At 59.0% G+C, this 21,440-nt stretch carries 19 protein-coding genes and 1 pseudogene; 6 read left to right on the top strand and 14 right to left on the bottom strand.

What is annotated here, in order from left to right; genetic code table 11:
- Positions 1 to 81: 81 nt before the first annotated feature.
- Both PL599_RS04980 and PL599_RS04975 read left to right on the top strand, forming a co-directional pair.
- Complete coding sequence (locus PL599_RS04980) at positions 82 to 357, top strand: hypothetical protein (RefSeq protein ID WP_269823689.1); 276 nt, start codon at positions 82 to 84, stop codon at positions 355 to 357.
- A 162-nt stretch (positions 358 to 519) separates the two neighbouring features.
- Positions 520 to 810, top strand: a complete 291-nt coding sequence (locus PL599_RS04975) for a helix-turn-helix domain-containing protein (RefSeq protein ID WP_269823775.1) — start codon at positions 520 to 522, stop codon at positions 808 to 810.
- A gap of 44 nt (positions 811 to 854) precedes the next feature.
- Here the strand turns inward: PL599_RS04975 and PL599_RS04970 are convergent, their stop codons facing one another.
- The 9 genes and pseudogenes from PL599_RS04970 to PL599_RS04930 form a co-directional block, all read right to left on the bottom strand.
- Positions 855 to 1,250 (bottom strand): DUF2924 domain-containing protein, encoded by a 396-nt coding sequence (locus PL599_RS04970; protein WP_130823995.1) that lies wholly within the window; start codon positions 1,248 to 1,250, stop codon positions 855 to 857.
- 192 nt (positions 1,251 to 1,442) lie between these two features.
- Complete coding sequence (locus PL599_RS04965) at positions 1,443 to 2,705, bottom strand: type II toxin-antitoxin system HipA family toxin (protein ID WP_269823688.1); 1,263 nt, start codon at positions 2,703 to 2,705, stop codon at positions 1,443 to 1,445.
- Positions 2,702 to 2,932 carry a helix-turn-helix transcriptional regulator gene (locus PL599_RS04960; RefSeq protein ID WP_269823687.1) on the bottom strand — a complete coding sequence of 77 codons (231 nt, stop codon included), beginning with the start codon at positions 2,930 to 2,932 and terminating at the stop codon, positions 2,702 to 2,704. Before PL599_RS04960 ends, PL599_RS04965 begins: the two co-directional genes overlap by 4 nt.
- 175 nt (positions 2,933 to 3,107) lie before the next feature.
- Positions 3,108 to 3,770, bottom strand: coding sequence for a hypothetical protein (locus PL599_RS04955; protein ID WP_269823686.1), 663 nt, complete (start codon positions 3,768 to 3,770; stop codon positions 3,108 to 3,110).
- A 1,240-nt stretch (positions 3,771 to 5,010) separates the two neighbouring features.
- Positions 5,011 to 6,573, bottom strand: a pseudogene (gene tnpC, locus PL599_RS04950) (IS66 family transposase); the annotation flags it as partial.
- Positions 6,574 to 6,642: 69 nt separating this feature from the next.
- Positions 6,643 to 6,996 carry an IS66 family insertion sequence element accessory protein TnpB gene (tnpB, locus tag PL599_RS04945; RefSeq protein ID WP_142912583.1) on the bottom strand — a complete coding sequence of 118 codons (354 nt, stop codon included), beginning with the start codon at positions 6,994 to 6,996 and terminating at the stop codon, positions 6,643 to 6,645.
- Positions 6,993 to 7,382, bottom strand: a complete 390-nt coding sequence (gene tnpA, locus PL599_RS04940) for an IS66-like element accessory protein TnpA (RefSeq protein ID WP_142912582.1) — start codon at positions 7,380 to 7,382, stop codon at positions 6,993 to 6,995. Before tnpA ends, tnpB begins: the two co-directional genes overlap by 4 nt.
- Before the next feature lie 412 nt (positions 7,383 to 7,794).
- Complete coding sequence (locus PL599_RS04935; protein WP_173989803.1) at positions 7,795 to 8,166, bottom strand: hypothetical protein; 372 nt, start codon at positions 8,164 to 8,166, stop codon at positions 7,795 to 7,797.
- Between the two features lie 211 nt (positions 8,167 to 8,377).
- Positions 8,378 to 9,010 carry an outer membrane protein gene (locus tag PL599_RS04930; RefSeq protein ID WP_077983094.1) on the bottom strand — a complete coding sequence of 211 codons (633 nt, stop codon included), beginning with the start codon at positions 9,008 to 9,010 and terminating at the stop codon, positions 8,378 to 8,380.
- A gap of 437 nt (positions 9,011 to 9,447) precedes the next feature.
- On the opposite strand from PL599_RS04930, the gene PL599_RS04925 reads away from it, so the two are divergent.
- Entirely contained in the window at positions 9,448 to 9,900 is a 453-nt protein-coding gene (locus PL599_RS04925; RefSeq protein ID WP_077983095.1) for a hypothetical protein, read from the top strand.
- A gap of 208 nt (positions 9,901 to 10,108) precedes the next feature.
- Positions 10,109 to 10,669, top strand: coding sequence for a dual specificity protein phosphatase family protein (locus tag PL599_RS04920; RefSeq protein ID WP_269823685.1), 561 nt, complete (start codon positions 10,109 to 10,111; stop codon positions 10,667 to 10,669).
- 97 nt (positions 10,670 to 10,766) lie between these two features.
- Here PL599_RS04920 and PL599_RS04915 read toward each other — a convergent pair whose 3' ends face one another.
- On the bottom strand, positions 10,767 to 12,014 hold the full coding sequence (locus PL599_RS04915; protein ID WP_137410726.1) for an AGE family epimerase/isomerase: 1,248 nt from the start codon (positions 12,012 to 12,014) through the stop codon (positions 10,767 to 10,769).
- Positions 12,015 to 12,206: 192 nt separating this feature from the next.
- On the opposite strand from PL599_RS04915, the gene metH reads away from it, so the two are divergent.
- Entirely contained in the window at positions 12,207 to 15,980 is a 3,774-nt protein-coding gene (metH, locus tag PL599_RS04910) for a methionine synthase (protein WP_271358925.1), read from the top strand.
- Between the two features lie 69 nt (positions 15,981 to 16,049).
- Here metH and PL599_RS04905 read toward each other — a convergent pair whose 3' ends face one another.
- A complete protein-coding gene (locus PL599_RS04905; RefSeq protein ID WP_269823683.1) occupies positions 16,050 to 17,381 on the bottom strand; it encodes an MFS transporter in 1,332 nt (443 codons plus the stop codon).
- Positions 17,382 to 17,459: 78 nt separating this feature from the next.
- Entirely contained in the window at positions 17,460 to 18,236 is a 777-nt protein-coding gene (locus tag PL599_RS04900) for an AAA family ATPase (RefSeq protein WP_269823682.1), read from the bottom strand.
- A gap of 334 nt (positions 18,237 to 18,570) precedes the next feature.
- Between PL599_RS04900 and PL599_RS04895 the strand changes: the two genes are divergently transcribed.
- Positions 18,571 to 19,209, top strand: a complete 639-nt coding sequence (locus tag PL599_RS04895; RefSeq protein WP_269823681.1) for a hypothetical protein — start codon at positions 18,571 to 18,573, stop codon at positions 19,207 to 19,209.
- 44 nt (positions 19,210 to 19,253) lie between these two features.
- On the opposite strand, the gene PL599_RS04890 is transcribed toward PL599_RS04895, so the two are convergent.
- Entirely contained in the window at positions 19,254 to 20,297 is a 1,044-nt protein-coding gene (locus tag PL599_RS04890; RefSeq protein WP_173989788.1) for a zinc-dependent alcohol dehydrogenase family protein, read from the bottom strand.
- Positions 20,298 to 20,369: 72 nt separating this feature from the next.
- A complete protein-coding gene (locus PL599_RS04885) occupies positions 20,370 to 21,428 on the bottom strand; it encodes an ABC transporter ATP-binding protein (RefSeq protein ID WP_142911645.1) in 1,059 nt (352 codons plus the stop codon).
- Between the last annotated feature and the right edge of the window lie 12 nt (positions 21,429 to 21,440).

Below are 21,440 nucleotides of genomic sequence, written 5' to 3'. Positions count from 1 at the left end.
GACACGCGGCGGCGGCGGCGGCGCAGCGTGTCTCTTCAGAACCGGCATTGGTCCGACAGACATCATATTTCAGGAGAGAGCATGCGAAACATTATCCTCGCAACGATCTGTGCTGCATCTTTGGCGACTAGCGCCAATGCAGAACAACGGACCACCGTTGCAGGTCTAGTAAATGGCGCTGTCGAGTTATGTCGACAGGAGGCTATCGCGGAAGGGAAGTTTGCCGCGAAGACGGAGGCGCCGCTCATCGACGCGTGTATGGCAAGAGAAAAGTTCAAGCTCAGGCCGGAATGCGAAGAAGGGGAGCGAGATGGCTCCTGCTATTCCAGAAGCTTCTGGTCTTCGCTCGGCTTCTAAAAGCAGGCAGAGTCGAACCACGGACAACTCAGCCGCAAACGATGAGATTTCAACCCATTCCGGTGGGTTGAAAAAGCGGATATTCTAGCCCCAATCATCCCATTTATGGGGCCGTCATCTGGGGCGTTCGGTCCTCAGGTCTTCACCGTCGGAGATCAGGTCATACCTCGCTGGAAGAAGCCTACAAAGGACGAGATATTAGCGAACCGGCGTGAAATTGCCGAGCGCGCGCGCACTGGCGATCTACGCTTGCCTGATGCCTTGGTTCAGATCCGGAAAGGCTTGGGCATGACGCAAGCCGAATTTGCCGGAATGCTTTTCCTGCAAAAGCGGCAAATCGCTGAGATTGAAGCTGGAAAGGCAAATCCGACGCTTGTCACCTTGCAGAAGATTGGCAGGCTATTCGGTTTCGAAGTTGGCTTTGTCCCTCGAAACCCCGATCTGCCGAAGTAGCCCCGGACAAACTGAAACTCGTCTTCGCGGCATATGCAAACCGCCTATTTTTTTGGGCGTAGAGAATCTATGGACCGCCAGGCCGTGTCTGACGGACGGCGGCATTCCCAAAATCGCCAGCCATTTACGTGGTTGCCTGTGATGCTGTAGGCGGCTTCAGAGGGGCTATTCTGCACCCTCCCATTCTCATCAACCCAAACACCGCCCTTAATCGCCCCTGTATATGTCTGTCCTTTATACGTTGCACGGAATTGCGTCCCTTCGGGGAACTCGGCACCCTTGTAAACAAGCGCTCCAAGGTTCTCGGTGACGTTTTCAGAACTCTTTTGCTCGCCGAGACTCAACAGATGCCTGAGGACGTCATTGTAAGTCATTTCCTCTGTTTCACGCCGAATGGTGAGGGCCTTGTAGACTTCAAAGTCCACGTCGATAGTAGCCATTATTGCCTCCTGTTTTCACTTTAAGCAAAAATAGTAGTTTTAAGAGGAAAAATCAAGGCTGCTCTTTGCCTCGATGCTCTGAAGCTATGTCTGGTTTTACGAGGTTTCACCGCAAGCCGGTCGCGTGCGCTGCGACCGGGGCTGCAACTCAATATTTGGGCTATGTCGGCGGAGATGGTTGGCGCTGTTGAGTTAGATGCTCAGGGCCACGAGTTTGGCACGGTCTGCGATCAAAGCCGCGACGTAATTTAACGTCGCAGAATCTGCGGCAAGTGGGGACATATTTTCTGATAATCGGGGAATCGCGTCCCCTGTGGCATCAGTTACTTCTTTCACCCGACGGCGTACTAAGAGTAAGCCGACACCTGTCTCCTTCGAGAAAGCCTGCCAACCATTAGCGTCCATGTCGGCAAGCGTTGCGCGCTTGCCGATCCTCATAGCCATTTTCGGTGAAAGATCTGGATAGGTCACCGTGGAGAGCAGGTCGTACAACGGAGCCATTCTCGGCCCCTGGTCGTCATATAGAATTGAGAAGTTCTTTCCGTGGGCGTCTGCGTTTCCGACAATGAGGTTGAAAATCGCAGCGTCCAAGAGCTTTGCGATGTCCGTGCTCGGCCGTTCAGAGACGCGACGCAACAGCTCGAAGCAATCCTTAAAGGTCGGCCCGCCCTCGCTGGCATACTTCGTTTCAGGCGGCACACCAAGTGCTTGGCAGAAGTCCTCCTGGTGAATGCGGCGAACCACACCATCGGCGTCGCGAAAACGATCATAGCGCTCGACCAGGAGAAATGGGCGCCCATTCGCGGACCTTGCTTCAACCGGTGCGACATCGAGGCCGATCGCTGCAGCGAGTTTCATCACGAAGGCTTCGTTTTCAGTTGTTCCTGGGAAGCGCGCGATTGGCGGTTTCAGAATGTGCGTTGTTGCTTGGCCGGGAACTGGAAGGGCGAGCTGGCCGTCTATCAAAACAAGCGGCACTTTAGATTGCGCACCGGCGAGCGATAGCCTCAGGCCTTCTTGGCCTGCCAATAGCGGCCGTGTTGGAAGTGCGTCGAGTATCCGAACAATCTCGGCATCGTCCAGATATGCCGGTTGCTGGCCCGTGATCGGTCCTGTCGCTACCGGCTCCTGATCTTCTGGCAAAAGCTGAAGGGCACCGGCGACGTCGCCGCCCAGGCGATCGAGAAGCGCGAAGTCGTTCGCAGGTGAAACTCCCAATGCTTGCGCCGCAACAAGGCGTTGGCTTTCCTCGGGCAACAAGCCGCCGAAAAATGGTCGGCATTCACGGCGAGAAAAACGCTCCGGGCGCTTTGGGAGGGAGGCAGAAAGCGGAAGAGCCTTTTCGTCATCAAGCCAAGCTCCGGTGTAGGCAAAGCCGATATCGCCATGTCTGTCTTGGGTGAATTGCCCGACAATGCGACCATCCCACCAGACATTGAGAACCCTTACCGTCATTTTCTACGTTCCCCAGGTGCCAAAATATCGATGGAACAACCGAGCGTTCGCAGAACCTGCAAGACTTTTCCAATCTGTGCTGTCGGCTTGCCTGCTTCGAGATCGACGATAAACCGGAGGCCTACGCCCGAAACGCCGGCAAGCTCATCCTGCCGCAAGTTTTGCTCCTTGCGTGTGCTGCGGACCAGGGCGCCGATATCGGCTGGACTTCTGACTTGTTTTGCCATTTTATTTCCCGATCGGGAAAATAGCACCATACCAGTCGCCTTGTCGAGAGAAATTTCCCGATCGGGAAAATCAATGCGGAAAGGTGGTTATTGATGAAAAAATTTCCTGAGCGGGAATATCACTCGAAGCTCAACTGGCAAACCGACCTTCGGCAGATTGGGAGTTGTCGCCCCGCTAATTGGAAGTCTCAACGATACCGATCAAGCGCCTTGCATACCAACTACACCATCGGGTTCCTGTCCAGCTTGCCGCGATATGCCGGATGCCGGTGCGACACGATCGCGTCAAGCCGCTGTCGTTGTGCCGGAGCTGGCGCAATTCACCTCGATTCATCCACCGGGCACGCCATGGGCCCTGTTTGGAAATACGGCTCGATGATGCCGGCGCGGCGATCATGATCGCTCGCAGAATGAGGAACAGCGGCACAGGCAGACCGATGGCGAGGCTGGTTTGCGCGCCAAGCTTCTGCGCCTCGGTGAAGCGATCCCATGTCGAAACCATGCCTCGGATGCTCTCGATTCCGGAATAGCCGGCATTTCTCCAAGCCTTGAAGCTGTCGAGCAGGACGCCTGCCGCAATGGTGGGGTCGGTAAGGGCGAGAGCAGACGCGGCAAGGAGGGCAGCCCCCACAGCTAAGCCCGACGCGCTGCGGATGCGGCCCTGGGTGTCTCCCGCCAAGGTCAGCAGCGCAAACCCGCAAAACATGACCAGGATCGCGGCGCGCGCGTTCTGGTAAATGGGTGGCCAGAATAACGGCGCGGTTTCCATCAGCAGGAAACCGCCTGCCACAACGGCGATGGCAAGGGCATAGCGATAGGGCTGAATGATCAAATTCATGGATCGGAACTCCGGACGGAAATGAGGATCAGTTGCGGTCGCGACCTGGCGCGGGCGATCGGGCTGTCACGTCGGCGGCGCGACCGCCTCCAGCATCGCTTCGGCTTGCTCCAGCAGGGCGAATGCTTCCGCCAGCTCGGTCGAGGCCGTGCCGCTGGAATGAGTGCCGGAGGCGAGCCAAGCGTTCATGAAGGTAGCCTGTGACGCGATGAGCGATTTCAGCGATCCTTCCAAAGCCGCTTGCCGGTTTTCGATTATGTCGGTCGAGCGTTTCTCCAGCGCCTCGAACTGCGCGGTTCCGCTGCTCAATGCGTTCATCAACGTCTCGACGTAACCCAGCAATTCGCGTTCCAGCGGCGACAGGCTCTCGGGCATCGGTGGTTTGGTGGTTTCGGTCATTCGTCAATCTCCCTGGACGATCTTCAGGCATGGCGCTTTGTCGCTCCCGGCCTGACAAGTGATCAGCTGAAGGCGGTTGACGTCCCATGTCAGGACTTTGCCGCTGCTGGTCTGGTTGACCTGCAAGCCCATCTGCCAGAGGCTGGCGCTCTGGGCGTGGTCGATCATCAGCCCCGCCCAAAACCAGCTCGCGGTGAAGCTGAGCAGGATCACCAGCAACGCGACCGCGCTCATGGTCAGGAAGAACGGCTGCACCATCGACCGAAGCCGGTTCACGTCGGCCTCGGTCGTCGCCAGTGCCTCGCTCAAGTGCTGGCGATTCACGTCCGTGAAGCTGCGGATATCGGTCTCGATTGTAGCTTGCGCGCGCTTCAAGGCTTCGCTCCAATCGGTCTCGAAGCTCGTCGAGGGCGATGGCATCGAGCCGGCTTCCGGAGCGGCTGGGCTCGCCAGCCGATCTTTCAAGCGCTCGCTCAAGGGTATTCTCTCGGGTCCAGTCTTCACGGAACAGGTCTCCTTTCAGGCGCCAGCGCTCGTCCGTCTCCGGATCGCGCACGGTGAGGTAGCTTTTGCCGGCGCGCGGCAGGTCGAACCCCGCCGCTGTCAAAGCCTCGGTCATGCTTGGGCGGTCATGGATTTCGCCGGTCTCGATGCGCTGGATGATCCAGTCATGGATCAACTCGCGGGCATCGCCGCGCCGCACGCTCTCGATGAGGCTGACGGTCTCGCGGGTGCGCTCCGGCGCCATCGGATCGTTCCAGCCGTGTTGCTTGTTCAGAACATCGCGAAGGGCGTCGTAGTGCTTCTGGTAGACGCCTTTGATAACGCCGCCTCGCGGACAATTCCACGGTAGCAACTCACCAATCTGGCTTTGCTTGTGGCCGTTGATGATGGAGGTGAGCGCCTTTGTCAGGTAGGCCAGTGGATCGACAGCGTTAAGCTTGCAGGTCTCAATGAGCGAAGCGATTGTTGCCCAGTTCTCGGCTCCGGCGTCGTGCCCGGCAAAGAGTGCGTTTTTGCGATTGAGCGCTATCGGCCGGATGGTCCGCTCGACGCTGTTGTTGTCGATCTCGATACGCCCGTCGCTCAGGAAGAGCTTCAAACCATCCCAGTATTTGGCAATGTAGGCCAAGGCCTCGCCGAGTGGCGACTTTGCCGCGACACGGGCACGGTGATGGACGAGCCAGGTCTGCATGTCGGCAACCAGTGGCGCTGAGCGTTCCTGTCGTCCGGCAAGTCGAGCCTCCGCATTAAGGCCTCGCAGCTCGGCCTCGATCCGATACAGTTCACCAATCCGCTTGACGCCGTCCTCGGCAATGGGTGCTGTGCCATTGCGGGTGATCTCCACCAGCTTGCGCCGGGCATGGGCCCAACAATAGGCAAGCTGAATGTCTGATCCGACACGGTCAGGAGCGATCAGCCTGTTATATCCGGCATAGCCATCGACCTGCAGGATACCGGAGAAGCCCTGCAATATCCGTTCCGCATGAATGCCCCCGCGACCGGGAGCGTATGTGAAGGCGACACCTGGCGGAGCACCGCCGCCCCATGGGCGATCATCCCGCGCAAGCGCCCAGAAGTATCCGGTCTTGGTTTTACGGGAGCCAGGATCGAGAACTGGGGCACCGGTCTCATCCATGAACAGCTTGGTTGAGCGCTTCAGGTCGGCAATCAGTGCATCGAAGACGGGCCGCAGTTCATAGGCTGCCCGACCGACCCAGTCGGCAAGTGTTGATCGGTCGAGATCGATCCCCTGGCGGCTCATGATCTGGGCCTGCCGATAGAGCGGAAGGTGATCGGCATACTTGGAGACGAGAACATGGGCGACGGTCGCTTCCGTCGGCAGCCCTGCCTGGATCAGCCGTGCCGGAGCTGGGGCTTGGACGACACCGTCGGTGCAGGCACGGCAGGCATATTTAGGGCGGCGGGTGACGATCACGCGGAACTGTGCCGGGATCACGTCCAGCCGTTCGGAGACATCCTCGCCAATGCAATGCAGGCAACCGCCGCAGCCACAAATCAGGCTTTCTGGCTCAATAACCTCCTCGATACGCGGGAGATGCTTCGGAAGAGAGCCACGATTGATCGCGCGCGGCTTGCTGATCCTGTTTCCAGGAGGAACGTCCGCCTCATCCTCGGCATGGATCACGGCCATAGCCGTCTCCAGGTCCTCCAGCGCCAGATCGAATTGGTCGGGATCGGTCTTCTCGGATTTGCGCCCGACGGCTGCCTGCTTGAAGGCGGCGACCAGCTTCTCAAGCCGCTCGATCCGCTCATCTTTGCGGGCGATATGCTCGTCCTTGCTGGCTATCGCGACATCCTTGGCCGCCTCGCGGGCCCGCGCCGCTATCAGCATCGCCTTCAGGGCGGCAACATCATCGGGAAGTTCGGTGGCATCAAGCATGGCCGGAAACTACCAAATCCCGAGCCGATTTGCCCTCGGAATCTGCCGTGCTGAGTCATCGTGCCGCAGCTATTCGATGGCCTCCGGTGTTCGTGTCTGGATGGCATGAACACGTCGCCAATCAAGGCCCGCAAACAGGGCCTCGAACTGGGCGTGGGTGAGCGTCATCAGGCCATCCTTGATGCCAGGCCAGGTGAATGTGTGCTCTTCCAGCCGCTTGTAGGCCATGACGATCCCGGAGCCATCCCAGTAGATCAGCTTCAACCGGTCCGCCTTGCGTGAGCGGAATACAAAGACCGTTCCGGTGAACGGGTCCTTGTGCAGCTCGTTCTTCACCAGCGCAGCCAAACCATCGTGCCCTTTGCGGAAGTCGACGGGTTTTGTCGCCACCATGATCCGTACGCGGTTCGACGGAAAGATCATGTCGCCGCCGCCAGAGCGCGGGCGATGGCAGCGATCCGGGCAGCAGACGCACCTTCCTCAAGACGGATTGTGACGGGACCGACGGCAATCTCGGCGCGCGTGGCAGCCTTTGCCGTCGGCGGCTCCGGCAATGGCGTCTCGATAACCATTGCCGCAAACTCGACAGCGTCTTCCGGCTCTGGCAACACCAACTTGCCCTGCCGCGCCAGCGTGCGCCAGGACGACAGGTGGTTGGCCTTCAGCCCATAGCGCCCCGCGACTTCATTCACTGTCACGCCCGGACGCAAGCTCTCCGAAACAATCCGCGCCTTGACTTCATCTGGCCATTGGCGATGCGCCTCACGCCTGCTCCGTCGCGCTGTGAGAACCTCCAACGTAGTCTCCATGGAGAAACTCCTTGTCTCTCATCCATGGAACGTCGATCCCAGATCAGAAGGCGGCAGACAACGTGGGAGCAGAACAACGGTTACCCAGAACCGGGGTTGGCCTCAGGATTATCGATTGTGAGAAAAGGGCTCTGTAGGAGCAACGAATGTGACGACAGTGTCAGCCATTGGTGACGACAGCCCAAGGAAAGTTCAATGTTTTCAAAGGCTGGAAAATCGTCGAATGTGACGAGCTACATTTTCTTTCAACATCAATTGCTTGGGATGTTTCGCTACTTTTCGAGCGCGCGCGTCTGTCACGTCTGAGGCGTGATCTCTGCTATGCTGGTGGCAAATTCCGGAAGTGGAATGAATGCATCTGCGTCGATCCGGCGTGCCGATGGGGCAAGCCGGATCGAGAAAAGCTTCAATGTCAGTTACAAACCCGCATACTTTCCGTATGCCAGCCGCCATCATAGGAATTGGGCACGCGGCGGTCTTCGAACCAGCAGCGGGGGCGGGGCGGCGGTGGCGGTTCGTAGTAGCGCGGGCCGTTATTGCTGTTGGCGATGGCACCGCCGATCAGGCCGCCAATGACGCCTGCGGCGAGGCCGCCGGCAATCGCTGCTCCGTCATTGTGGCGGCGGTGTTCGCGGTAGGGCGGTGGGGGTGGGCCGCCGCGGTCGTAGCCACGGTCATAGCGCGGGCGATAGGGATAGTCCTGCGCGGCAGCAGTGCCATAGGATGCAAAAATGCTGCCGGTGGCGATTAGCGCGGCAACAGTGGAAAGAATTATCTTTTTCATCGGGGCTACTCCATAAGCCTGCCTGCGGAGATAGAGGCTCATTATGCCCGGATGATGGCACGGGACGGGTGAACGGCCTGTGAACATTTCATTTCTGCACGGTTCATATTTCCCTGAACTCAGGCGGCGAAGATCGCGGCCGATGCAGGCTTTCAGCAATAAATAAGCCCGGCGGATGGCCGGGCCTTTTAGCGAAATCGACCGGTCGCGATTAGAACTTCACGCCGAGACCGACCTTGACAGTGTGCTGGTCGACATCGGTATTGATGCCGAAGATGTCCTTGTCGCTATAGTCGTTGTAGCGATATTCCAGCCTGCCGAACACATTGTCCGTGAAGGCATAGTCCAGGCCCGCGCCGACGGTGTAGCCGTTGAAGGTGGTGCTGTCCTTGCCGGCTCCGGGCGTTTCGATGAAGCCGCGTGTCGCGGTCCAGCCGGCGGTGGCATAAAGCAGGGCATGGTCGAAGGCATAACCGACACGGCCGCGAACGGAACCCTGCCAGTCGGTGCCGATCTTGACGCCAGCATAGTCATTGTCGTTCCAGTTATAATCGACATCACCTTCGATGCCGAGCACCAGATTATTGTCGAACTGGTAGTTGTAACCAACGAAGGCGCCCAGAATGCCGCCGTTGAAATCATCCGAGGCGACCGGGCCGCCCGCCGAAAAATCACCATTTGCCCAGCCCGCGCCGCCTTGAATACCAAGATAGGGGCCAGACCAGGTGAAGACCGGCAGGGTTTCCTGCGCGACCGGAGGTGCGGGCGTCTCGTAGACGGCATCCGCGGCCATTGCGGTGCTGGCCGACAGGGCCATGAGTGACGTTACGATCAGCGTTTTCATCGTTTTTCTCCCTGAGCTGACAGACATCCATAGCATAGATTAGCTGCTTTTAATATGGGCCGCGGTTCAGTGGTTCCAGGAGGCGCTCGTGTCCCCCGGCGTTGCTGCCCGTACGGCCCTGGATCGCGGCTTTTTATCGCCCCGCCATGCTGTTCTGATGCGGCGAACGTCTTCAGCCGAGTTTGGTTCCCTTCGCCGTTTGGGCAAAGGTCCGGTACGGTGGACGGTCGATGTCACGCTTGGTTGTCTTGACAGCGGGGGGAGCGACCATAGAGTTGTGGAAGACGATGCTGGCGCTTTGCGTTGGATTGCCGGCGGCATAAGCTGCGGTTGATACTGCATCATTGCGGCCTCCCGGTGAGGGGGATTGATGCGGATGGGAAGGGCATGGGAGGATGAGATCGCATGAGGCTTTATTTTAGCGGAGGAGGGGCGACGTGATTGTCGGAGCCGTTCTCAGCGCCATTCTTCTTCTCACCCTCATTGCGTTTCCGCGGCATCTCAAATCCGTTGTCATCTGCCTGCTGCTGATCTGGACGGCCACAGCCGCTTTTGTGATTTATGACTGGCGGCGCGGCAACCAGCGGCTCGACCATATCGTCGCGAGCGCGGCATTCGATTCGGTCTGCCCGGATGCGGCATTGCCGATCCGCGTCAGCTTCCGCAATGACAATGACGTCGCGGTCCAGCGGCTCACCTATACGCTTGAAGGGTTTGAACCGGCCTTCCGCGCCTCCGTTTCCTTCGATCCCTATCAGGTGAGCGAAAGGCGCATCGAGGCCGGGGAGACTTTTTCGGCCTGCCGGGCGTTCCGTATGCGCAACAATGAAAGCGTAGAGCCGCAACGGCTGGAGTGGCGCGTTACCGTCATTTCCGCAGAATTCGAATGAGCGGCTCACGCGGCTGCGGTTATCACGGCATTTTGAAAATTGTCTCGCCGAGGAGCGAAGGCGGAAGAACCGGGCATCACGGCAGATCCGGGCGGATAGGCGAATTCTCCTCCTCCGCAACGAAACCGGCTGGAACAGCCGCCGACTTGTTTTCGTCCATTTGCGATGCCATCTCCCCTCCATTCGATGAATGTCGCGGGTTGATGTTTTGCGTATTGTTCTGAAGTTTCTGAAAATAACCGCCATTGGCCTTGTCGCCCTGCCGGTTCTGGCGGGCGCACATATGGGCATCGGCCAGCTCACCGGAAATTTTCACGAAGTCATTCCTGGAGAGCTTTACCGTTCGGCCCAGCCGAGCGGCAAGGACATCGCGGCCTATGCCAAGGCTTATGGCATCAAGACGATCATCAACCTGCGCGATGAAAAGCGTGAGGGATGGTACGAGGCCGAAAGCCTTGCGGCGAAAAACAACAGTATCCGGCTTGTCGATTATCCGCTGAGTTCAAGCGAAAAGGTGTCGGTGGAGGATTCGGAAACGCTGGCGGCGGTGCTGCGCAATGCGGAAAAGCCCGTTCTCATCCATTGCGAACACGGCGCGAACCGCACCGGGCTTGCCTCCGCCATCTACGTGGCGGCCGTCGCCGGCAAGAGCGAGGCGGCCGCCGAGTTTCAGCTTTCACCCTATTACGGGCATGTGCCGATCCCCGGTATCGGTCGCTATGAAATGTACCAGTCCTGGGATGATTTCGAGGAAACCATCGGGTTTTGAGATGCCGCTGTAGATCGAGAAAGACTCTTTTACGGCGCAGAGGCGCCGTGGCTGGATGCCGGCTTAAGGCCGGCACGACGGACGGTTGGGCAACGCCTTAATAATCCCCGCCGCTTTCCCTGATCACCTTCGTCAGGCTTCCCGTCGCCGGGAAAAGCGGGATGAGGCAGGCCTGCAGCGCGTGGTAGATATCGCCCTTGCCGGGGAACAGCGTGTGGGCGGGAACCAGATCTTCCGTCAGTTCCTCATGCCAGCCACCATTCTCATGGTCGATGAAGTTGTTGGCGATCGTACTCCAGATGCGGCGGTAGCTGTCTTCATAGAAGTCGTCCGCCGGCAGGTTCTCGTTGAGGAAGTGGGCAGCGCCCGCCGCCTCGGACATGGGCCACCAGAGCTTTGCCCGCTTGTCGGGATTGTCGTTCCAGTCGAGCGTATAAAAGAAGCCGCCCTTTTCCCGATCCCAGCCGAGCGCCATGGATTGCACGAACAGCGATTTTGCGGCCACCGGCATCCAGTCATGGCGGCGTTCTCCCAGCACCCATAATTGCAGGATGAGACGCGCCCATTCCAGCCAGTGGCCGGGGGTGGAGCCGGAGGGGCGGAACATTTCGTTGCCGCGATACTCCTTATCGAGCGTCCAGTTCTCATCGAAATGCTCCGGCACGCGGAAATCCAGCTCGCCGGCGCGGCGGCGGATAACGAGATCGGCGATGCGCTCCGCCTTGCTGAGGTAGCTATTGTCGCCGGTCACCTCATAGGCGGCCATCAGCGCTTCGGTCAGGTGCATGTTGGAGTTCTGGCCGCGGTAATTCTCGATGGGCGACCAGTCGCGATGGAATTCCTCGGCGATGGCGCCGTGTTTTTCCTCCCAGAACCGGGTTTCGAGCACCTCGGTAATGTCGGCCAGCATCTTGTCTGCGAGAGGGTGGCCGACGGTTTTCGCGGAAGAGGCGGCCAGAAGCACAAAGGCATGGCCATAACCCTGCTTGGTGGCGTCCACTGGGCCGGCATCGTTCACCTGCCAGAAATAACCGCCATGTTCGCCGTCGCGATGCCTGTTCCAGAGATAGGTCATGCCGTGATCGACGATATCGCCGCAGCCTGGACGCCCGAGCAGATGGCCGATGGAGAAACAATGCACCATGCGGGCGGATGCGTGAATGCCACGCACGGGGTCGTTTGGCTGCAGCGGCGCACCCTTGGCGTCGAGATCGAAGAAGCCGCCGGCAGGATTGAGGGCACGATACTGGAAGAAATCGAAAAGTCCCTCAGCCTGTTTTGCCAGCCATTGGCGATGCCAGGGCAGTGTGTTCCAGTTGCGGCTGTTGTGATCGTCCTCGGGCATTCTCGTCCTCCATGCGGTTTCCTGCTTCGGCTTATATCCTTGCCGTATAAACCTGTCATCTGTCAGCGATATTTCGTAACGTGCTGCTACTGCGCAAAGCCATGCCTGTCCCTCGAAGATATATTGACATAAACATATCTTTATGTGACTTGACGACTTGCGATCTTGCAAATCGAAATGAGGAGTGTGCCCGTGTTTGACGATCTGTTCGGCCCTGAAGGGGCAAAGCGTGACGGCGCGGAAATTTTCAAGGCGTTGCGCGATGCCGCCAGCGAACGCATCCTCATTCTCGATGGTGCCATGGGCACGCAGATCCAGGGGCTGGGTTTTGACGAGGATCATTTTCGTGGCGATCGTTTTATCGGCTGTGCATGTCACCAGAAGGGCAATAACGACCTTCTGATCCTGACCCAGCCGGATGCCATCGAAGACATCCACTATCGCTACGCCATGGCGGGCGCGGATATTCTCGAAACCAACACGTTTTCGTCAACGCGCATCGCCCAGGCCGATTATGAGATGGAAAACGCCGTCTACGACCTCAACCGCGAGGGCGCAGCGATTGTCCGCCGCGCCGCCCAGCGCGCAGAGCGGGAAGATGGCCGCCGCCGGTTTGTGGCCGGCGCCATCGGCCCGACCAACCGCACGGCCTCGATTTCGCCTGACGTCAACAATCCCGGTTACCGCGCCGTCAGTTTCGACGATCTGCGTATCGCCTATGGCGAGCAGATCGACGGTCTGATCGATGGCGGTGCCGACATCATCCTCATCGAGACGATCTTCGATACGCTGAACGCCAAGGCAGCGATCTTCGCCTGCGAGGAGCGTTTCGAGGCCAAGGGCATCCGCCTGCCGGTGATGATCTCAGGCACGATTACCGACCTTTCCGGCCGCACGCTGTCCGGCCAGACGCCGTCTGCGTTCTGGAATTCGGTGCGCCATGCCAATCCCTTCACCATCGGGCTGAACTGCGCGCTGGGTGCGGATGCCATGCGTCCGCATCTGCAGGAATTGTCTGACGTGGCCGATACCTTCGTCTGCGCCTATCCCAATGCAGGCCTGCCGAATGAATTCGGCCAATATGACGAAACGCCTGAGATGATGGCGCGTCAAGTGCAGGGTTTTGCCCGCGACGGCCTCGTCAATATCGTCGGCGGTTGCTGTGGCTCGACGCCAGAGCACATCCGGGCGATTGCTGATGCGGTCAAGGATTACAAGCCGCGCCCGATCCCCGAGCACAAGCCCTTCATGTCGCTTTCGGGCCTTGAGCCTTTCGTGCTGACCAAAGACATTCCCTTCGTCAATGTCGGCGAACGCACCAACGTCACCGGCTCGGCCCGCTTCCGCAAGCTCATCACCGCCGGCGATTATACGGCGGCGCTGGCCGTCGCCCGCGACCAGGTGGAGAACGGCGCGCAGATCATCGACATCAACATGGATGAAGGCCTGATCGATTCCGAAAAGGCGATGGTGGAGTTCCTGAACCTCATCGCCGCCGAGCCTGATATCGCCCGCGTGCCTGTGATGATCGATAGTTCGAAGTTCGAGATCATCGAGGCCGGCCTGAAATGCGTTCAGGGCAAGTCGATCGTCAATTCGATTTCGCTGAAGGAAGGCGAGGAGAAGTTTCTCCAGCAGGCGCGGCTTGTCCACAATTACGGTGCGGCGGTCGTGGTCATGGCTTTCGATGAGGTCGGGCAGGCCGATACTTACGAGCGCAAGGTGGAAATCTGCGCGCGCGCCTACAAGCTCCTGACCGAAAAGGCGGGCCTTTCGCCGGAAGACATCATCTTCGATCCGAACGTTTTTGCTGTGGCCACGGGTATCGAGGAGCACAATAATTACGGCGTGGACTTCATCGAGGCCACCAAGACCATCCGCGAAACCATGCCGCTCACGCATATTTCAGGCGGCGTTTCCAACCTGTCCTTCTCCTTCCGTGGCAATGAGCCGGTGCGTGAGGCGATGCATGCGGTGTTCCTCTACCACGCCATCCAGGTCGGCATGGATATGGGCATCGTCAATGCCGGCCAGCTTGCGGTTTACGACAACATCGACGCGGAACTGCGCGATGCCTGCGAAGACGTGGTGCTGAACCGCCGCGACGACGCGACCGAGCGGCTGCTTGAAGTGGCCGAGCGTTTTCGAGGTACTGGTGAAAAACAGGCCAAGGTGCAGGATCTCTCCTGGCGTGAACTCCCCGTCGAGAAGCGGCTGGAACATGCGCTGGTCAACGGCATCACCGACTATATCGAGGCCGATACGGAAGAGGCGCGCCAGAAGGCGGAGCGCCCATTGCATGTCATCGAGGGGCCGCTGATGGCCGGCATGAATGTGGTCGGTGACCTGTTCGGGTCCGGCAAGATGTTCCTGCCGCAGGTGGTGAAATCCGCGCGCGTGATGAAGCAGGCGGTGGCCGTGCTGCTGCCTTACATGGAAGAGGAAAAGCGCCTGAATGGCGGGGCCGAGCGCAGCGCCGCCGGCAAGGTTTTGATGGCGACCGTGAAGGGTGACGTGCACGATATCGGCAAAAACATTGTCGGCGTCGTGCTGGCCTGCAACAATTACGAGATCATCGATCTCGGCGTCATGGTGCCGACGACGAAAATCCTCGAGACGGCGATTGCCGAAAAGGTGGATGTGATCGGCCTTTCCGGCCTCATAACCCCGTCGCTAGACGAGATGGTGCATGTGGCGGCCGAAATGGAGCGGCAGGGTTTCGACATCCCGCTCCTGATCGGCGGCGCAACAACCAGCCGCGTGCATACCGCGGTAAAAATCCATCCGCGCTACGAGCAGGGGCAGGCGATCTATGTCACCGATGCCTCGCGCGCGGTGGGCGTCGTCTCCGCACTTCTCTCGGCCGAGCAGAAGCCCGCTTATATCGACGGTATTCGCAGTGAATATGCCAAGGTGGCTGAGGCCCATGCCCGCAACGAGCGCGAAAAGCAGCGTCTGCCGCTTTCCCGCGCCCGCGAGAATGCGCACAAGATTGACTGGTCGGGCTATAGCGTCGTGAAGCCGCAATTCTTCGGCACCAAGGTATTCGAGACCTATGACCTTGAGGAGCTGTCCCGTTACATCGATTGGACGCCGTTCTTCCAGACCTGGGAGCTAAAGGGCCGCTTCCCGGCCATTCTCGATGACGAAAAACAGGGCGAGGCGGCGCGGCAGCTTTACAGCGATGCGCAGGCGATGCTGAAGAAGATCATTGAGGAGAACTGGTTCCGGCCGCGGGCGGTGATCGGCTTCTGGCCGGCCAACGCCGTGGGCGACGATATCCGCCTGTTCACGGATGAAAGCCGCGGCGAAGAGTTGGCGACCTTCTTCACGCTGCGCCAGCAGCTTTCCAAGCGCGATGGCCGCCCCAATGTGGCTCTGTCCGATTTCGTCGCGCCTGTCGATAGCGGCGTTGCCGATTATGTCGGCGGTTTCGTGGTGACGGCGGGCATCGAGGAAGTGGCGATTGCCGAGCGTTTCGAGCGGGCGAATGACGATTATTCGTCCATCCTCGTCAAGGCGCTCGCCGACCGTTTCGCGGAAGCCTTCGCCGAGCGCATGCATGAGCGAGTACGCAAGGAGTTCTGGGGTTATGCCCCGCAGGAAAACCTCAACGGCGATGAGCTGATTGGCGAGGCCTATGCCGGTATTCGCCCGGCGCCCGGCTATCCGGCCCAGCCTGACCATACCGAAAAGAAGACACTGTTTGCCCTGCTCGACGCCACCAATGCGGCGGGTGTGGAACTGACGGAAAGCTACGCCATGTGGCCCGGCTCCTCCGTCTCGGGTATATATATCGGCCATCCCGAGAGCTATTATTTCGGCGTTGCCAAGGTGGAGCGCGATCAGGTTCTCGATTATGCGCGCCGCAAGGATATGCCGGTGGAAGAGGTGGAGCGCTGGCTCGGTCCTGTCCTCAACTACGTGCCGACGAACGGCGCGGAGGAAATCGACAGCGCGGCCTGATGTTCCGGTGTGCTGCCATTCAATAAAAAAGCGCGGGTCTTGCCCGCGCTTTTTGCATTCAGTCGGTGTTTAAGACCGTAACGCCGCCAGTTCCTCTATACCGACATGGCTCTCGACCTCGCTGCCGCGCAGGTAAAGATAGAGCCCGATCGCGAAGGCGAGGACGGCGATGAAGACCAGATACCAGGCATGGGCCATCGGGTTGATCGCAAGCGCGGTCGTCACGCCAATCGGCGTCAGCCCGCCGAAGACGGCATAGGAGACGTTATAGGCGAAGGAGAGGCCGGAGAAGCGGACCGAGGCCGGGAAGGCGCGGACCATGACATAGGGCACCGCACCCGCCATGCCGACCGACAGGCCCATGACGCCATACAGCACAAACATGGTTTGAAGCGATGTGCCGGCATAGCTGTAGAAGGTGAAGGTGGCGATGCCGAAGAAAATACTGGCGCCCATGAAGAAGAGGCCGGAGCCGATGCGGTCGATCAGCGCGCCGGCGATGATGACGCCGAAGATCAGGAACAGCGTGCCGAAGCTGGTGCCGGCCAGCGCCTGCGTCGGGGTGTAACCGTAAAGCTTCTGCAGGAAGGTGGCGGTCATCAGCGTCGTGACGACGATGGCCGCTGACAGAACCCAGGTGAGCAGGGCGGAGATTATCACGCCGCGCATATGGTGCTTCAGTACCAGCCCGAGCGGCAGCTTGTCCGTCAGCGATTTCGACTTTTTCATTTCCATGAAGATCGGCGTTTCTTCCAGCCAGCGACGCAGATAAACTGCGATCAGGCCGAAAATGCCGCCGAGCAGAAAGGGTATGCGCCAGGCGTAACCGGCCACGTCTTCCGGTGTGAAGAGCGAGTTGATGGCAAAGGCGATCAGCGATCCCAGCATGATGCCGAAGGAGAGGCCGGATGTCAGAAAACCGCAGGCGAGCCCGACGCGGCGGAAGGGCACGTGTTCGGCAACGAAGGTCCATGCGCCCGGCACTTCGCCACCGATGGCAGCACCCTGCAGCATGCGCAGGATGATGAGCAGGATGGGAGCCGCCACGCCGATGGTTGCATAGGTCGGCATCAGCGCCATGCCCAGCGTCGAGAGCGCCATCAGCAGGATGGAGAAGGCAAAGACGCGCTTGCGGCCGTAACGGTCGCCATAATGCGCCAGCACGATGCCGCCCAGCGGACGGACCAGATAACCGGCGGCAAAGATGCCGAAAGTCTGGATCATCACCAGCCAGTCCGGCATTTCCGGCGGGAAGAACAGGTGGCCGATAACGGTGGCGAAAAATACGAAAATGATGAAGTCGTAAAATTCCAGCGCGCCGCCGAGGGCCGAAAGGCCAAGAGTTTTGTAATCCTGACCATTGAGGGGCCGGGCTGCCGCCGGTGTGGTGGTGGGAGACATGAGGCTGCTTCTTTTCTAAATTACGTATTACTTATGGGCATGCGGCAAGCGGGGCGCGATTTCAAGCCTAATCGACGCTCAATCGCTGAGGTATTTCGAGGGTCGATCAAGAAAGCGGCGCAGGAAACTGATGTTTTCCAGCTCGTCATAAAGGCGCTCGGTGATGCCGTCTGCGTCGAAAGAGTAAATCGTGGCCTCTGGAATGGCCAATAGCACGGGTGAATGGGTGGCGATGATTAATTGTCCGCCGCTATCGGCCGCGTTGCGGATGATCGCCGCCAGTTCTAGCTGCTTTTGCGGCGAAAGCGGGCTTTCCGGTTCGTCGAGAAAATAGAGGCCGGCGCCATGCAGCCGCTGTTGCATGATATCGAGAAATCCTTCGCCATGCGAACGCCGGTCGATGACATTGTTCCTGACGATCCTGCGAAACGTATCCGGGGTTTCTTCAGGAAAGTCTTCGCCCTTCTTGAGAGCCTTTTCCCGCTCCCAGCGAAAATCGTCCAGTGCGTCCTCGTTCTGCCGGCGGATATAACCAAGCACGTCTTCCGCGCGCATGAACATGCGGATTTTCGGATATTTCTTGCGGGCGAAATAGAAGGACTTCGCCACGGTCTCGGCATGCTGAAGGTAGAGGTCGCCGGCAACCTGGCCGTGATTGCCGATGGCATAGGCCGTCATTCCCGCTGCCAGCCCTTCCAGCAGCGTCGATTTGCCAGAGCCGTTGTTGCCGGCAAAAAAGGTGATCGGCGTCTTGAATTCGAGGCGTTCCAGATGGCGCAGCGCTGGAACGGAGAAGGGATAGTCGTCTCTTCCGTCCGGGGTCTCTTTCATGGTTACGCTATCGAGAAACAGCATGTCGCGTTCCTTGTATCTAATCCGTCATGTTCGCCGACGTTGCGCTGTGTCGCATCATCGCGGCGTTATGCTCAAAGCAATTGCGTGTGATTGCGGCTTAACGTGGGGCGCTGTTCGCGCCAATGGTTTGCGGCGTCGGCGGAGATACGTCATGCCGCATCGTTAGAAGTTCAGTTTATTATAAATTAGTGCAATTTATTCTTGGTGAAATAATCGATCAATATTAGATATAAACAATATATATCTTAAATTTAAGATGTTATAGTAAGTATAAACTTCAAATTAATTCAGTAATGCCAATTGTTGTCATTCTCGTTGTTATTGGAGAGAATGAATGAAGCATATTGTGCTTTTTTCGGTCGGGTTTCTATTTTCCGCGATATTCGTAAGCGAAACTGAGGCGCGGAAGTCCCGGTTTTTTGCCGTCCCCGGATTCGGAGGCGGCGAGACAATCGATCTCGTTTATGATCTGCCGGATAACGAGCCTTTTCTTCGCGATGGGGAAGCATTCGACATCGGTTATCTCAACAGCGGGGATAGGAGCGGTTATGTGCTGTATCGTGGCGAGCGGTACAGCAGGCTTAGCGATGCGGATATAGCCAGGCTGAAGGCGACGCTTGGTTTTGATCCGACGACAAAAGACCGCATGGAGCGGGCGGCGAGGGGCGGCGAAACGCCTTGGAACCTCGTGATTATCATAGCGGTCGCAATTGTTGGTATCTTTGTGCTTGTCCACAAGAGCATGCAGCTAGTGCGATGGATTTCACGACTGGCGACGATCTCCGCAGTTGCGGGAAGTACGCGGGAGGAGGAGACCCCCGACCCGCTGGAGGTCCGCAAGAAACAGCTGGTAAACCGTCAATGGAGCGATAGCCAGACGGATCACGCAGCGCGTATCCCGGCAGTATCGCCGGCCCATGCGTCTACCCGAGGAACCACTGCGGTCCGGACATTCGGACGCAGGAGCGCCTGAGCGGTGCAAAACCCCTAAACCTCAGGCGGTCTCAGGAGCCTGCGCTATTCGAACCGGTCGATGATGCTGATGCCGCTTTCCCTGAAGCTGTCCATGGCGGGCAGGGCGGTTGCGGCCTCGGAAAGCGTGATGTGGCGGCCGATCAGCTTTTCCGGCGCGAGCCTGCCGTTTTCGATCATCGCCAGCATGTCCTCATAACGCCACGCCTGCATGCCGTGGCTGCCATAGATCTCCAGCTCATGCGCAATCACCCGGGCCATGGGGATCGCGGGCATGGCGTGATCGGCCAGCATCAGCCCCACCTGCACGTGACGGCCGCGCCGACGCAGGTTGCTGATGGAGTTGCAGCAGGTCTGCGGGTGGCCAAGCGCATCGACAGAGACATGTGCACCGCCGCCCGTCACCTCGCGAACCGCCTCGGCAACATCGGCAACCGCGCGGCTGTTGATGGTGGCGGTCGCGCCCAGCTGCCGGGCAAGTTCGAGTTTGTCTTCGGCAATATCGATGGCGACAACCTGTGCGCCGAGGCCAGCACCGATCATGATGGCGGAAAGGCCGACACCGCCGCAGCCGTGCACCGCCAGCCACTCACCACCCTTCAGGCGTCCCTGATCGGTCACGGCTCGGAAGGAGGTGGCGAAACGACAGCCAAGGCCCGCGGCAGTGGCGTAACTCATCGATTCCGGGAGGTGGACGAGGTTCTGATCGGCAAAGTCGATGGCGACATATTCGGCGAAGGAACCCCAATGGGTGAAGCCCGGCTGGAACTGCGCTTCGCAGACCTGCTGGTTGCCGGAGCGGCACTCATGGCAATGGCCGCAGCCGGAGACGAAGGGCACGGTGACGCGGTCGCCGGTCTTGAAGCGGGTGACGTGTCTGCCGACGGCGGCGATCACACCTGCGAATTCGTGGCCGGGAACATGCGGCAGGCGGATATCCGGGTCATGCCCCATCCAGCCGTGCCAGTCGCTGCGGCAGAGGCCGGTCGCCTTCACGGCGATGACAACGCCGTTTTCTGTCGGCTCGGGATCGGGAAGCGAGGCAACAACAGGGGTTTCGCCAAAACGTTCATAGAACAGCGCACGCATAGCAGCCTCACATCTTCATTTCCGATCGATATGAGGCCTGCTTAACGTTTTCCCCTGGCGGAGGAAAGCGATTTAATCTTTGATCACCATCAGATCATTGGCCGCAAATTTCAGCGTTACTTGCTCGCCAATCGCCGGGGGCGCCGTGCTGGGATCGTTGAACATGTCGAAAGACAGGGTTGAGCCCCCGAGATCGAGACGGGTACGGATGACGGAGCCGAGGAACTGGCTGGAGGTGACGTTGCCTGATATCGCGACATCACCCTTGGCGTTCGCGCCGAGCGCCCCGGCTTCGGGGCGTAATGCCAGCGTGATCTTTTCGCCATTGGTCGCTTCCACCGGCTGGGGCAGGGTGATCTGCTGATCACCGACGCGGATGACGTTGGCAGAGGCATCCACGACGGTGGCGTCGATGAGGTTCAACGTGCCGACGAAAGAGGCGACGAAGCGGGTCGCGGGCTTGTTATAGATATCGAAGGGGGAGCCGATCTGGTCGGCGCGGCCGCCATTCATGACGACGATGCGGTCGGAAATCGACAGGGCCTCTTCCTGATCGTGGGTGACGAAAATGGTGGTGATGCCGAGTTTCTGCTGGATCTGGCGGATTTCCTCGCGCAGCGACACGCGAATCTTGGCGTCGAGCGCGGAGAGCGGTTCGTCCAGCAGAAGCACTTCCGGCTTCGGGGCGAGCGCGCGTGCGAGCGCCACGCGCTGCTGCTGGCCGCCCGACATCTGATAGGGATAACGGTCCGCCAGATGCTCCAGATGGATGAGCTGGAGCATTTCCTTCACGCGCGCATCGATCTCGGCTTTCGGTTTGCCAGCGACTTTGAGCCCGAAGGCGACGTTTTCGAAGACATTCATGTTCGGGAACAGCGCATAGGCCTGGAACACCATGCCGATATTGCGCTGATTGGGGCGCAACGCCGTCTGGTCCTTGCCGTTGATGACGATCGATCCGCCACTCGGCGTTTCGAAACCGGCGATCATGCGCAAAACGGTTGTCTTGCCGCAGCCCGATGGCCCGAGGAAGGAGACGAACTCGCCCTTTTCGATGGCCATGTTGAAATCATGCACGACCTGTACGGAGCCGAAGGATTTCTTGATGTTGCTAAGTGTCAAAAAGCTCATGAAATAGTGTCC

Origin of the sequence: Agrobacterium sp. ST15.16.055 (genome assembly GCF_027956555.1) — a bacterium.
Classification (GTDB): domain Bacteria; phylum Pseudomonadota; class Alphaproteobacteria; order Rhizobiales; family Rhizobiaceae; genus Agrobacterium; species Agrobacterium salinitolerans.
This window is presented reverse-complemented; position numbering and strand designations above follow the sequence as displayed.

Coding starts and splice junctions, on each gene's coding strand:
- tnpB (WP_142912583.1), bottom strand. CDS start 6,996: ATGATCTTTCCGTCGAACCGCGTACGGATCATGGTGGCGACAAAACCC.
- PL599_RS04965 (WP_269823688.1), bottom strand. CDS start 2,705: ATGACGGTAAGGGTTCTCAATGTCTGGTGGGATGGTCGCATTGTCGGG.
- PL599_RS04900 (WP_269823682.1), bottom strand. CDS start 18,236: ATGCTGTTTCTCGATAGCGTAACCATGAAAGAGACCCCGGACGGAAGA.
- PL599_RS04915 (WP_137410726.1), bottom strand. CDS start 12,014: ATGCCCGAGGACGATCACAACAGCCGCAACTGGAACACACTGCCCTGG.
- tnpA (WP_142912582.1), bottom strand. CDS start 7,382: ATGGAGACTACGTTGGAGGTTCTCACAGCGCGACGGAGCAGGCGTGAG.
- PL599_RS04960 (WP_269823687.1), bottom strand. CDS start 2,932: ATGGCAAAACAAGTCAGAAGTCCAGCCGATATCGGCGCCCTGGTCCGC.
- PL599_RS04905 (WP_269823683.1), bottom strand. CDS start 17,381: ATGTCTCCCACCACCACACCGGCGGCAGCCCGGCCCCTCAATGGTCAG.
- PL599_RS04980 (WP_269823689.1), top strand. CDS start 82: ATGCGAAACATTATCCTCGCAACGATCTGTGCTGCATCTTTGGCGACT.
- PL599_RS04885 (WP_142911645.1), bottom strand. CDS start 21,428: ATGAGCTTTTTGACACTTAGCAACATCAAGAAATCCTTCGGCTCCGTA.
- PL599_RS04955 (WP_269823686.1), bottom strand. CDS start 3,770: ATGAATTTGATCATTCAGCCCTATCGCTATGCCCTTGCCATCGCCGTT.
- PL599_RS04930 (WP_077983094.1), bottom strand. CDS start 9,010: ATGAAAACGCTGATCGTAACGTCACTCATGGCCCTGTCGGCCAGCACC.
- PL599_RS04970 (WP_130823995.1), bottom strand. CDS start 1,250: ATGGCTACTATCGACGTGGACTTTGAAGTCTACAAGGCCCTCACCATT.
- PL599_RS04890 (WP_173989788.1), bottom strand. CDS start 20,297: ATGCGTGCGCTGTTCTATGAACGTTTTGGCGAAACCCCTGTTGTTGCC.
- PL599_RS04935 (WP_173989803.1), bottom strand. CDS start 8,166: ATGAAAAAGATAATTCTTTCCACTGTTGCCGCGCTAATCGCCACCGGC.
- PL599_RS04895 (WP_269823681.1), top strand. CDS start 18,571: ATGAAGCATATTGTGCTTTTTTCGGTCGGGTTTCTATTTTCCGCGATA.